Consider the following 12,282-nt stretch of genomic DNA (forward strand, 5'->3'; position numbering starts at 1 on the left):
CCCGCCGCTACCACTCCCCCCGTACCGGCTCGCCCGTCTGCGCGGGACAGCCCGGTCGCTTTCACCGCCACATCCACACCCAGCGACGTGGCAACGGCATCCCCGCAGGCTCCCACCTCCTCCATCAGCTCTTTGTGTGCCCGCGGTGTGGCGCGCGGCACTGGAGGTACGGAGGGTGATGGCTGAGTTCTTCAACAACGCTTGGGCTTTTGTCGTCAACGTGTCCGCCTTGGTGTTCTTGCTTTGGCTAATCGGGCAGGTCATCAAGGGCATGTTTCGAGGAGGGAAATGATGGATCAGATCACCCTGAAGCTCTCGTCAGTACTCGACAACGCCCTCATCAGCTTGGCTGCCGGCCTGCTGATGTCCCTGGTGGCCCACTGCTGGAAGGCCATCTCCTCTCGCGCCCGGAGGTTCAAGTGAACGACGACCTCATCGTCTACGAGCAGGACAGGTACCGGTCACTCGAGGAGTATCACCGCGCCCGTCGGGCCCAGGCGAATCTGGCGCATGCGGCCCTCGACTTCGTGCGTGAGCGTCCGGGAACGAGCCTCGTCATCGGTCTCGCGGCACTCTACATCCTCTCGCGGAGGCGCTAGGTGAAGTCCGTCCTGAAGTGGCTCTACCTCAAGACCTGGAAGGAGCCGAAGGACATTCGAGGCGTGGGCTGGACGATCTTGTTCTGGCTCACGCTTCTCAACGGAATTGTGTGTTCCTCGTACCTGTGCAGGACTCGCGAGGGCGCCATAGCGCTTTTGGGATTCTTCGCGTGCAGCGCGTGGCTCGATCACCTCAACTCCAAGCCGAAGAGGCTGGGCCGAGAACTCCCGTACCGGAGGCGTCGGTGAACCTGGCCTACGGACAACCGCTCGGCGGTGGGGAGGCTCGGGACATCGAACTCTCCCCTCCCGACCGCCTTCGGTCGGTCTACTTCATCGGCTCCTCCGGCTCCGGCAAGTCGTCAGCGCTCGAGACGCTCTTGGTCCAAGACATCCACGACGGCGTCGGGTTCGGCGTTTTCGACGTGGAGGATCGGTTGGTGCCGCGTGTGCTACGGCATCTGGTCGACGCCGGCAGGGAGCCGGTGCTGATCGACCCAACGATTGGTCCCAGTCGCCTCAACGTCCTTCACGTTCCCGAAGGTGTTCATCCACACACTGTCGTCGAAGGGTGCCTGCAGGCGTTCAGGCGCGCATGGTTCGATTCCTGGGGAGCAAGGCTCGAGGATCTTCTGCGCCATTCGCTCATCCTGTTCGTCGAACAAGGCCTCACTATCGCTGAACTCCCCCACTTCCTCAGCGATGCGGCCTGGCGCGAGCGTGTTGCTCAAGCGTCGCAGGATCAGCGGGCGCGCTCCTACTTTCTCGACCACCTTCGCGCGATTAGTCAGCGCGAGGTGCGTGTCTGGGTCGAGAGCACGCGCAACAAGGCGGCAGCCTTCGCCAACAATCCGTTCATTCAGCCTTCCATCGCCGCGGAGGACTGCCTCGACTTCCAGAAACTCATGGACGAAGGGCGGCCGCTCATCGTCAACCTCCCCGAGACGATTCTCGGCGATTCAGGAAAGCTCTTGGCGATGCTCATCGTGTCGAGGCTTTATCAGGCGGCTCTGCAGCGCCGAGAAGGCGCTCGTCCGTGGTTCCTGTACGCCGACGAGTTTCAGAACTTCGCAACTCGTTCGTTCATCGACCTGGTGACCAGGAGCCGCAAGCGCGGCGTCGGATCGGTCATAGCTCACCAGACGATCAGTCAGCCGCCGTTCGACAGCAATCCCGAGTTCCTCTCCTCTCTCCTCGCGAACACTGCGGTCCATGTGGTCATGCAAGTGGGGCGCGAGGATGCGGAGCGATTCGCGAAGGAGATCTTCCCCGCCTCCGGCACCGAAGCAAAGCGCAGGAAGAAGCACTGGATGTGGGGCGACTTCGGCGACCCGCAGTTCTACTCGGTCAACGAAGAACGCGAAGCACAGTGCCGCGAACTAGAGCATCAGCATCAGCGCGAGTGCTTCGTGAAGGTGAAGCGAAATGACGGTACAGAGGTCTTCGTGGCTCAGTCCTACGACCTACCTGAGCCTGACGCCACGCAGGAGCAGGGAGCGCACCTCGCGGCAGAGGCCGTCACCAGGTTCGCTCCAGGAGCCCCACGCGACCGTCTGGCGCGATTTCTGGCGCAGAAGCGTCGCAGAGCCGTGGACGAGGGAGAGCAGCCAGGAGAGCCCGACTAGGGGCTTGTTTTCCACAGGGTGGCTCTAGCGAGATTCCCGCATCGGCGTACCATGCAATCCGCGGCGCCTCGGCTGCGACTCCCCCCGTCCCGTGCTTGGAACGCGAGAAGAGTGTTCAGGGATCCTCTCCCTGATCGACCGAACTGAGCGGCCCCGCTGAAGCCCTCGCGCGGGCCTTACGCCCCTCCCACATCGGGGCACGGAGTGCCTGAAGGATGGCGGCGCTCGCTAGACGTCGCTCCGGCCCACACTGAACTCCGCTCTTTTCAAACAACCCTCCGTCCTCTGCCCACGCATTGTGCGCGAGCAGTCATCCGGAGGGTTCACCAATGGCTGAGAAGTCGTTTCTCGCGTCCGTAAAGGACGAGATCACGGAAGTGTTCGCCGCACAGTACGACGACCTCGTAGAGGTCACGACCGACGAGGAAAAGCTCGGCGCATCACTCAAGGCCGTTCAGAAGCGAGTCTGGGAGATCGTCGAGAAGCAGCTCAAGCAGAGCTACCTCAATGGCAAGAAGGCTGGCAACGGAAAGGTCTCGCTCGAGCAGCGCAAGCCCAACCCCTTCCGCAGGGAGTAGCCACGCGCCGTCGTATGCGCAAGCGCACCACGCGCCACCCCCCCCCGCTCGCGCGGAGGACCGAACCACGATTGAGACCTTTGCCGGATTGTCCGGCGGGTCAATGACGACTGGACGCCTCTGTGGCGACTTCAGGGAGGTGATCCTGACGAAAGGAGTCAGTCGTGCTCGTTTGCGAGCTGACGACGCGCCGCTACGCCAACAAGCCGGTGGTGTCGATCCGCGGCCCCGACGACGTGGTCGCGATTCCTGCCATCCGGCGATTGCGAAAGGCCAAGCGCGAACACTTCGTCGCGCTCTTGCTGAACGCTCGTCACGAGGTCGAATCACTCGAGACGATTTCGATCGGTAGCCTCAACGCCTCGATCGTCCACCCAAGGGAAGTCTTCCTACCGGCGGTCAAGGCCTCGGCCGCCTCGCTTGTGCTGGTGCATAACCATCCCAGCGGGGATCCGGAACCGAGTGAAGAAGATCTCTCGATCACCAAGCGCCTCGTCGAAGGCGGCGAACTGCTCGGCATCGGAGTTCTCGATCACGTGATCATCGCTAGTCGAGGCGTGGTCTCGTTCAGAGCCAGGCAACTGCTGTGAAGGTCGCGCTCCAGCTCTTCCACGGACGGAAGGACCCGACCGAGGACATGGACGACTGGGGCGAGAAAGGCCCCGTCTTCCTGGTGGACTACGTCCACGTCACGTACCGCTCCGACCTCAAGCTTGGAATTCCCTCACCGGCCGGCGACGGCGACCTGAAGTTCGTAGACGATCTCGTCTTCTACGACGGGAGGTACTACGGCGATTGGTCCGTCTTCCCGGCCTCACTCATTCGCGTCGAGGACGAGCTGGCGCATCGCGTTCAGCCGTTCGATCCGCAGAAAGCGAGACTGCCATGACGTTGATCGCTCACCGGGGAGGATGGGAGGCAACTCCCGCCGACCTGGCGTCAGTTCCAGTGCCCGATGACACGGACACCTGGAAGGCTGTTCCTTACCCTCGCCTGATCGAGGAAATAAAGCTCCACATTCCTCGCTTCGGCCTGAGGGTCGAAGACGAACGCTATGCCCTCGCTCGCGAAGGCAACCAGATGTTCGGCGTTCTCACCTGCCGCAACGGGGTGAAAGCGGACTGGGGCCTCGCAATTGGACTACGGTCGAGCTACGACCGCTCACTGGCTGTCGATCTCGTAGCCGGCGCTCGCGTCTTCGTCTGCGACAACCTCTCTTTCCACGGCGAGACCCAGGTCTCGCGCAAGCACACGGTCAACGTGTTCCGGGACTTGCCGGATCTGATTTACCGGATGCTCTCGGACGTGTCGGCCATGAAGGCCAAACTCCAAGACGAGATCGAAGTGATGAAGGGCACCAAGCTCTCCAAGGGCAGGGCGCACGACATCATGGTCCGGGCGGTCCGCTCGAATGCACTGCCGGCGAGTCGGCTTCCCAAGGTGATCGCCGGCTACGACGAGCTGGACAATAGCGACTTCGATCCGGAGACGGCCTGGGCGCTGTTCAACGCCTTCACGGCGGTGATTGGGCAGCAGAGCCCTTGGCAGCAGATGGACAACACCCTGCGACTGTCGCAGGTCTTCCGCGAAGCAATCTCGCACTGCTAAGTTCACAGATCCAGGAATGGCCCGCCAGCTTGCTCGGGTTGGTCCCTGGAACGAAATCGACCAACCCAGCTTCGCGACGAGGCTGGGCTTTTTCATTCGCTCTTCTACACGGGCACACAAAGGTCGGCCACGCGCCCAACGACATCCTTGATTTGGGCGTAGTACTTCTTGACCGTGTTCAACGTGACCGACGTAGGCCGGCCGTGAGAGATCGTGTTGCGGAGCGCGACGATGCTGTCGAGGGCGGCCTTCTTCTCGTCAACGACATATGCGGCCAGATCGCGGCGCCAGTCAGGGTCAAAATCAGCAACGACATCAAGAAGCCGCTGAGTGTTCAGATTGGTCAGTCGTCGCGTCCGCGCCTCGACATAGCGCTGGATGGTCTTGCCCGCGTTTCGCCGAGCGTGCTCGAGAACGAGCTCGATGACAGCCTGTTCGAAGAAACCAGAGACGAGTACGCACAAATACCGCGCGTGGTCCGAAAGCAATTCAAGCTCGCCGGCGACGCCAATGAGACCGCTCGCCCGCGCAAACGTGCCATCGAGCCTCTGTTGAAGACGTTGAACCTCGGCGCGGCCGGTCATTGAACATCAGCAAACGCCGCCGTCGCCAGCTCGAGGCGCGCCTGGACGTTGGCCTCCTGCGACGTTCCCGTTTCAACGGCTGCGATATACCCAGCATCGGCTAGAAGCGCTTCGTAGCGCTTTGCGAATCCCGCCTTGTCGTTGATGGGGCCGTGATCGAGCCGCCGGGCGACCGCGGTCATCAGGGAATCAATGACGGCGGCGTTGAGTGCGCGCTTTGGTCTGAACGCGCGTTGGCCGAGGCCGGCTTGAATCGTGTCGATCGTGCGCATGAAGACGCTCTCCAGCACATTCTCCGGCTGGCGTGCGAGGTGCCGGTTCGCTGCCATGTACCGGTTCAAGAAGTCCTTCATCGGGCTCGCGTATTTCGCGGAGTGGAAGTAGAGGGCGAAGAACCGCAGAATCATCTCGAGGTCTTTTAGCCGGCTGGAGCGCCGCCCATAGAGCTGGCGCCAAGGCTCGTGATCGTTCAGGTGACGCAAGACACCCACTAGCTCGCCGTGGTAAAGCGCGACGCGGATCTCTTGAGGTTGCAGATTGACCCCGCCGGTGTTCAGCCGCTCGAAGATGACGTAAATGCTGCTCTGGTCCTCCGACGGCTCGTCTTGGCGGACGACTGTTGCGTGGATGATGCTGTCGTCGAGGCGGCGGCGGTCCTCGGTGTCGAGGTCCTTGTAGCGCTTCCCAGCGAAGCGCTCCTGGACGCCCTGCAGCCGATACTCTTCGGCGTGGATTACGCCCTGGTAGTACGAGTGCAGCGTGAAGAGCCGCTGATGGCCGTCCAAAACAAGAAGTCGGCCCGACTGCTCCTTCACGAGGAAGATGCCCGGTACGGGGAGGCCCAGGAGAAGGGACTCGATGAAACGATCAGCCTTCGGGCGTGGCCAAACGTATTCACGCTGGAATCCAACGATGGCACCGGGTTCTTTTGGCTCCCAGCTGAAACGCGGCACCAGAACGTCGTGGGCCTCGATTCGCTTCACGAGGGAGTCGACCGGGTAGTCGGCTCCGTACGCTGTGATCGAGTAGGTGAACGGAATGACCTCTGAGACCTCGTCGAGATCGTCAACCGGTTCTTCGGCGTGCTCCTTTGATTCGTCGTGATCGGCCACCGTGCGTCTCCTTCTTGAGCACGCGGCGTTGTCGGCCGCAGGTGCGATTCAGACCTCGTCGGATTCCGACTCCTCGAGATCTTCCTCGGGTGCAACCACTCTGTCGGCGAAGGCCACCCAGCCTTCGAGCAACCAAGCAGGCAGTTGATCATGTCTGTGGACGGCGACTCTGGCGTTTGGATAGGCCATTTGTGCCTCCAAGACGGTTCGGACAAGCAGGCTGCCAGGGCTCACTTGAACGGGTGCGACTAGGTCTGGGGCCCGCGTGATGTTTTCGCGACTCTGAAGGTATAGCGGAACCACGTAGTTCATCTGGCCAAAGTACCAGTGACCTAGATGAAGTCCGCGATTCAAAGACCACTGAATGGCGCCAGAGACGGCGCACATTTGTGCGACCGGTGGCGTATCCCGAAGAAAAGGAACGCGATCAGCGTTGTCTCCGAGGATGTGGTCGTGGCTCATTACGATCTCCGCGCCGCGGTCAAAGGCCGGCGGCGGTGGGATGTCTGGGGGGGTTGGGAGTTCGGGCGCTGCAATGCGAGAGCCGGCCGCAACGAGCCGCCACGGCGACCGGCCTGTTTCGGCAAGGCGCTGGAACACGAGATAGAGCGGCGTCCCGTAGCGGGTCTGCAAATGTCCGGCGGTGACGTAGAACTGATTGTTGCGTTGCGTGAACCGGCCCTGCTCGATGCTCCACGGTACGTGCACTGCGAGGTACTTCTCCAACGCGTAGTGGTTATTTCCCCAGTGCTCGGATAGAGCCTCTCGCGCCAACCCTTCAAGCAGGTTGTCAGGAATGAAGGCGAATCCATGGAGGCGCGGAACGACCTTGCTCGTGTATGCGGAGCCCAGTTGCTCGAGCAGCTCTTCCTGTGTCGTCATCGAACCGCCCCCGCCGGTGAGCTTCGATCTCGTTTTGTGGATAAGTCGCGGTTGACCATCGCCGTATGAGTGATAGGGTTTACTCTAGAAGCTATCACTCGGGCGCCGGGGCCGCGCGAACGACCCGCGAATCTAAGCCTCGCCAGCGGAACTCGCCATCCATGCGTGGACGACAGAACTCTATCATTCGACTCCCTGCCGGCCGCCCCAGGTCGCGCCAGAGGCCCGATCGCGCCAGCGCTCGACCCCCGACAGGGGGAAAGGATCGCCTCCCTCGGTACCTAACTCAGGACGAGCTCGGTCGCTTTCGTCGCGCGGTCGTGGTGGCGGGCAGATCGCGGGATGTCGCCCTGTTCGGTCTCATGTATCGCTTCGGACTTCGCGCGAGCGAGGCGACGCTCCTGCTTCTCGAAGACCTCGACCTCTCACGCAGTCGAATCCGGATCCGGCGCGCAAAGGGAGGCGACGCCAAGGAGTATCCCCTGCCCCGCGACTTGGTGCCGGCGATTCGGCGCTATCTCCGCAAGCGCGAGGACAAGGGTTCATTCCTCTTCACCGGTCGCGAGTCCAACAACCAGCACGGTTTGCGGGTCCTTGCGGTCCAGCGCTGGTTCAAGAAGTACGCCGCCGACGCACATCTCTCCCCTGCTATTGCTTCCCATTCGCTACGCCACTCGATCGCCGTGCACTCGCTCGAGGAGGGTTTCGGTCTCGAGTATGTCGCCGACCTGCTTGGCCACACGAGCATCCGCTCAACCGCGATCTACGCCAAGGTCACCACCCCGGCGCGAGAGGAGATGATGCGCCGCCTAGATCGCAGCCGTCACGTGGTCTCGTGGAGCTAGCCGGATGTGTTCATGAGCGCCCGGGTCGCTGGCCGGAGTCCAGTGTGCGACTTGAGTTGGCGGGCGATTACGCCGGCGAGCGCCGTGCAGCAGATCGCGAGGTCACCTGCGGCAGTCGTGTGTCCAGCGACACCCAGTCTTCCGCACATAGGCGACACCCAGATTCCCGCACCCATCCTCCAGTGAACTGTGCCGTGGACCACGACTTGCGCTGCGTCCTCCTTTCTAAGGCGACACCCACTGTTGCGCAGTGGCTCAGTTGCCCTGCTGGGTGACCGCGCGCTCGAGATCGCGGAGTCGATAGCTGCGGCCCTTGATGTCGAGCACGTGACTGTTGTGCAGCAGACGATCGAGGATGGCGGTGGCGAGGATCTCGTCGCCGGCAAGTACTTCGGGCCAGTCGCGGATCCCCTTGTTCGTGGTGATCAGGATGCTGCCGCGCTGGTAGCGATGGCTGACGAGGCGGAAGAACAGGCTCGCCTCCTGCCGCGTCATGGGCTCGAAGCCGACTTCGTCGATGATGACCAGCGAGGTGGAGAGGTACTTCTTGCTACGCAGGCGCCGCGTCGGCAGATCGGCGTCGCGCTTCAACGCCGTGAGCAAGTCCTCGAGCCGGTAGAACACGACGCCGAAGCCGAGTTCGACGGCGCGCATGCCGAGCGCGATCGCGAGATGCGTCTTGCCCACGCCGGGCGGGCCCTGGATCAAGAGTGTGCGGTTCTCGCGGATCCACTGACAGGTGGCCAGCGTCTCGATGCGGCTGCGCTCGAGTGCCGGCTGGAACGCGAAGTCGAAGTTGCCGAGCGTCTGTCCGGTCGGCAGCCCCGACAGCACCAGCGACGTGCGGACGCGGCGCTCGTCTCGAGCGCGCAGTTCGTGCTCGAGCATCCGGTCGAGGAACCGCTGCGGTGGCATCTCCTCGGCCACCGCCTCGCTGAGCCAGGTGGCGATCTGCTCGGCGGCATGCACCAGGCCGAGCTTGCCGAGTCGCTCGCGCGTGACGTCGAGGTCCATCGGCGGGCCAGTCACGTTGCGGGGCTTCATCGCGCCACCTCCGCCAGCGCGGCGTACAGATCCAGCGGCCGGGTCTGCGGCGTCATCTCGGCGATCTCCTGGAGTCGGCGACCCATGCGCCCCAACGGCAGTGGCGGCAGGACCGCCTTCGTCGCCTCGCCTTCATAGTGGCGCGGATCGATCACGATCCGCTCGCGCCCGTGTCGCGGATGCTCGGCGATCACCTGTCCATCGGCCCACACTTGCACCACCCGGCTGCAGCCGTGGACCGTCACCACTTTGCCCATGCGGGCGAACGGCACCGAGTAGCGCCGCGCCTCGAACGCCACCGTGCAGTCGGGCGCCACGGTCCGCGTCGCCACCAGGTTGAACGGTTCGGGCAACAGCGGAACCGGTGAGAGGAAGCGTTGCTCCGCCTGCCACGCCTCCCACACGCTGGTGCCGGTCGCCGGGCACACTCGCACCTGCGCCTCGCGCACCACGCGCTCGTCCGTCCACGCCTGCAGCTCGTCCCAGCCGGACCAGTCGCGTTCGCCGACTTCGCGCCATGCACGGTCGGCGCCGATGCCGCGCTCGACCTTGCCCTTGGCCTGAGGATGCCGCACCGGACAAGGATCGATGTGGAACCGCACCGCCTTCGCATAGCGCCGGTAGCTCGGGTTGAGCTCGCCCCAGGCACCGGCGCCGCGACTCACCGCCGTCTTCGTGTTGTCGATCCGCACGCTCGCAGCGATGCCCTTGATCCGCCGGAAGCCTTCGTTGTGCACGTGGTGCCACGCGAGCTGGTCGGAGCGCGGTGACCAGACCCGTGCCCCGAACCGGCTGTGCGACAGCCGCAGGTGGAACTGATACGCGTACACCGGGCGACCCGAGATCCAGATCTTCGGCCAGTCGGCCCAGTCCGCCTGTGCTTGTGCGCCGGGCGGGGTCTCGACTCGGCGCCGCGCTCGCACCGCGGGCCTGGGGAAGTGTCGACGGAAGTAGCGCTGCAGCCCGCGCAGGCTGCCGGTGAAGTCGTGCTCGGCGATCAGCCACTCGTGCAGCGACGCCAGGTTCACCGGCCCGGTGCCGGCGTTCTCCAGGTAGTGCGCGATCGCCTCGGCCAACCCGGCCGCCCGCTGGACCTGTCGCGACCGGCCGTCCGCCGCACCCGCCTGCTGGCGATGCAAGTGATAACGCACCGTGCTCTCATCGACGCCCAAGATCCGCGCGATCACGCGACCGCTCTGCCCGCGCCGCGCCAACTCTGAGATCGTCATCCGTGCCTCCCGTCCGAGCTTCATCGCGCGACTTCCTCCCGGGCCTGCCGGGAAGATGCCCGCCCCGCTCGTTCATGTCCGAATCGGGAGGTGGGTGCGGGAAACTGGCTGTCGCCTTACGGACAACCTAGGCTGTCGCGCGACAGTCGTGCGTCGACGGGTTGGGGAAAGGCCCCATGGTCGCCTCCCAAGGCCGCCTTGGGCATCGGGGACTACGGCCGTGAAGGGCCCTTCAAACCCCAACATTCCTTGATTTCAAAAGGCACCTCGTGGACACGAACGCCCTTTGACCGCGAATCCGGTTTGGCTCGCGCCAAGAGCTCGCGCTGAGCCATGAGCTTCTCCTCCGAAATCCTCACTAGCCCTTCCTCGCCAAACTGCCGTTGCAAGTCGTCTCTCAGCAAAAGCTCCAGCAATCGGCGCATGCGGCTTTCGACGCCGCTTTCGTCCAACCGTGCAGCAAACATCAGTGGCCTTCTCATGAGAATTAGGTCGGCACCATGGTGCACCGCCACGATCTTCACGTGGTCACCTCGCACGAAGGACCGCTCCGACAAACCCAACGCGTCTTCGCGCACTGCGACGAATGAGTCGGGGATGGATGCGATCCAGGGCGTCCTGCCTGGGGAGTTCTCTAAGAACCTCCACATGGCGTAGCCTGCCCCTGGACTCAAGCACCTTTCGATCAGTTTCATGCTCCCCGACTCCAGATCCTCTTTTCGCGCGGGCACGAAGACCACCACCCGTCGGCCGCGCCACGCTGGATCCTTGACGCCCAAGTCACCCCACGTCAGGTTCTCGGGTCGATCGGGTGCCCGCGCGAACAACAGCCTCTGGAGATCCTCGACCCGGATCTGCCTAATCGGGTTGCTCGCATGGACGCAAAGGACCATCTCCCCGAAGGCCACGGTCACATAGGCCAAGTTTACGCCTCTGTAGCGCGGCTCTTCCTCGACCAGGTCATCCGGATGGCGCGACATCATGCCGCCATCCATCGTCGGGTCTTCGAGAAGACTCTGAAGGGCATTCTCACTGCCTTCTCTCGCGGGTTCACTGACTGAGATTCCGGTTTCCTCCTCGATCTTTGAGCGCCGCGGATTGATGATGGCCTCAATCACAGTCTCGCTGCCAACCAGCCTGTAGGGCGGCTCTGGATTCGGCAGTGGCTTGGGCCAAAACGTCCACGCCACGAAGCCCAGCACGCCCGCTGCGAGTAGGGCGAGCATTGTATTCCGCGCTTTCACTTCTCCCGCCGATTCAATGCCGACGAGACGACTGCCCGCACTGGCGCACACATCGTCCAGCACGCTCCGGACCGTCGGGTAGCGGCGCTCCGGATCGCGGCATGTACATTGTCGGATGATACGCCGCAGCGATCTCGTGAGCGGGTCTCTCGCGTGAGCGAGCTCCCCGACATCAGGGGTGGGATGAAATTCGATCTCCGGATCTCGCTCGATCAGCAGGAACAGCAGCAGCCTGCCGAGGCTGTACACGTCGGCGCTCGCGTCGCGGCGGCCGCGCTTCGACAGTTGCTCGGGCGCCGAATAGGCGATCGTGCCGGGTTCACGGACTGACAACGTGTGGAGAAACACTGGGTCGGCGATGTCGAAATCCATCAGCACCGGCCTTTGCCGCTCGTCCAATACGATGTTCGCCGGCTTCACGTCGCGATGAAGCACGTGTTGCTCGTGGGCGAAAGCTACAGCCTCGCAAACTTGCTGGAAGATCACGAGCTTGTGTTCGAGGCTCCAGCCCAGAGTGTTGATCTGCGTCAGGTCGCCGCCGGGGATGTACGGCATCGAAAACGCCAGTCCGCTGGGCTCAACCTGATCCAGCGGGATGATGGAAGCCGGCCTTCCCTCGGCGTTGCCGAGATGCTGCATGGCGTGGACGCCGCGGCGGAATTGGTGCATCGCGCTTTCCACCGCCAACCGATCCACGTCGAAGATCTTGATCGCGCGCCGGACGTTGTCAGCAATGTTGGTGCCTTCCCATACAGTGCTGTAATGCCCTCGGGCGATGACGCGCTGCAGCCGCGCGCCGCAAACCAGATAGTGCAACGCGCTTTCTGTAATTTCACAGGTTCCTACCTGTCGCTCTCTGCGTTGATGTAGGTCCGTTCGGTTTCCCACTCGTCACTGGCTTCGGCGAGGATGGCGGTGACGAGTCTCAGCAG

At 63.2% G+C, this 12,282-nt stretch carries 14 protein-coding genes; 8 read left to right on the forward strand and 6 right to left on the reverse strand.

The annotated features are described in order from the left end of the window. The first annotated feature begins 419 nt into the window (after positions 1 to 419). The 7 genes from HOP12_02325 (at position 420) to HOP12_02355 (ending at position 4,410) form a co-directional block, all read left to right on the forward strand. A complete protein-coding gene (locus HOP12_02325) occupies positions 420 to 599 on the forward strand; it encodes a hypothetical protein (protein NOT32986.1) in 180 nt (59 codons plus the stop codon). Next, entirely contained in the window at positions 600 to 848 is a 249-nt protein-coding gene (locus tag HOP12_02330; GenBank protein ID NOT32987.1) for a hypothetical protein, read from the forward strand. Then, positions 845 to 2,224, forward strand: coding sequence for a type IV secretory system conjugative DNA transfer family protein (locus tag HOP12_02335; GenBank protein ID NOT32988.1), 1,380 nt, complete (start codon positions 845 to 847; stop codon positions 2,222 to 2,224). The genes HOP12_02330 and HOP12_02335 overlap by 4 nt, the downstream gene beginning before the upstream one ends. Before the next feature lie 329 nt (positions 2,225 to 2,553). Next, entirely contained in the window at positions 2,554 to 2,802 is a 249-nt protein-coding gene (locus tag HOP12_02340) for a hypothetical protein (GenBank protein ID NOT32989.1), read from the forward strand. A gap of 164 nt (positions 2,803 to 2,966) precedes the next feature. Beyond that, positions 2,967 to 3,392: a hypothetical protein gene (locus HOP12_02345; protein NOT32990.1), complete on the forward strand. Its 426-nt coding sequence runs from the start codon at positions 2,967 to 2,969 to the stop codon at positions 3,390 to 3,392. Then, the gene (locus tag HOP12_02350) at positions 3,389 to 3,691 is read left to right on the forward strand and encodes a hypothetical protein (GenBank protein ID NOT32991.1); all 303 of its coding nucleotides are present in this window, start codon (positions 3,389 to 3,391) and stop codon (positions 3,689 to 3,691) included. Before HOP12_02345 ends, HOP12_02350 begins: the two co-directional genes overlap by 4 nt. Beyond that, positions 3,688 to 4,410 carry a DUF932 domain-containing protein gene (locus HOP12_02355; protein ID NOT32992.1) on the forward strand — a complete coding sequence of 241 codons (723 nt, stop codon included), beginning with the start codon at positions 3,688 to 3,690 and terminating at the stop codon, positions 4,408 to 4,410. Before HOP12_02350 ends, HOP12_02355 begins: the two co-directional genes overlap by 4 nt. A gap of 104 nt (positions 4,411 to 4,514) precedes the next feature. Here HOP12_02355 and HOP12_02360 read toward each other — a convergent pair whose 3' ends face one another. The 3 genes from HOP12_02360 to HOP12_02370 are packed head-to-tail and all read right to left on the reverse strand — an operon-like array spanning position 4,515 to position 6,988. Then, entirely contained in the window at positions 4,515 to 4,994 is a 480-nt protein-coding gene (locus HOP12_02360; protein NOT32993.1) for a hypothetical protein, read from the reverse strand. After that, complete coding sequence (locus tag HOP12_02365; protein ID NOT32994.1) at positions 4,991 to 6,106, reverse strand: DUF262 domain-containing protein; 1,116 nt, start codon at positions 6,104 to 6,106, stop codon at positions 4,991 to 4,993. The genes HOP12_02360 and HOP12_02365 overlap by 4 nt, the downstream gene beginning before the upstream one ends. Positions 6,107 to 6,154: 48 nt before the next feature. Further along, on the reverse strand, positions 6,155 to 6,988 hold the full coding sequence (locus tag HOP12_02370) for a DUF3825 domain-containing protein (protein NOT32995.1): 834 nt from the start codon (positions 6,986 to 6,988) through the stop codon (positions 6,155 to 6,157). Positions 6,989 to 7,149: 161 nt separating this feature from the next. On the opposite strand from HOP12_02370, the gene HOP12_02375 reads away from it, so the two are divergent. Beyond that, entirely contained in the window at positions 7,150 to 7,833 is a 684-nt protein-coding gene (locus HOP12_02375; protein ID NOT32996.1) for a tyrosine-type recombinase/integrase, read from the forward strand. 255 nt (positions 7,834 to 8,088) lie between these two features. On the opposite strand, the gene HOP12_02380 is transcribed toward HOP12_02375, so the two are convergent. The 3 genes from HOP12_02380 to HOP12_02390 all read right to left on the reverse strand — a co-directional run bounded on the left by HOP12_02380 (position 8,089) and on the right by HOP12_02390 (position 12,166). Next, positions 8,089 to 8,877 carry an ATP-binding protein gene (locus tag HOP12_02380; protein NOT32997.1) on the reverse strand — a complete coding sequence of 263 codons (789 nt, stop codon included), beginning with the start codon at positions 8,875 to 8,877 and terminating at the stop codon, positions 8,089 to 8,091. Further along, on the reverse strand, positions 8,874 to 10,106 hold the full coding sequence (locus HOP12_02385) for an IS21 family transposase (GenBank protein NOT32998.1): 1,233 nt from the start codon (positions 10,104 to 10,106) through the stop codon (positions 8,874 to 8,876). The genes HOP12_02380 and HOP12_02385 overlap by 4 nt, the downstream gene beginning before the upstream one ends. A gap of 212 nt (positions 10,107 to 10,318) precedes the next feature. Next, positions 10,319 to 12,166, reverse strand: a complete 1,848-nt coding sequence (locus HOP12_02390; GenBank protein ID NOT32999.1) for a protein kinase — start codon at positions 12,164 to 12,166, stop codon at positions 10,319 to 10,321. Between the last annotated feature and the right edge of the window lie 116 nt (positions 12,167 to 12,282).

The sequence above is a fragment of the Candidatus Eisenbacteria bacterium genome (assembly GCA_013140805.1).
Classification (GTDB): domain Bacteria; phylum Eisenbacteria; class RBG-16-71-46; order RBG-16-71-46; family RBG-16-71-46; genus JABFRW01.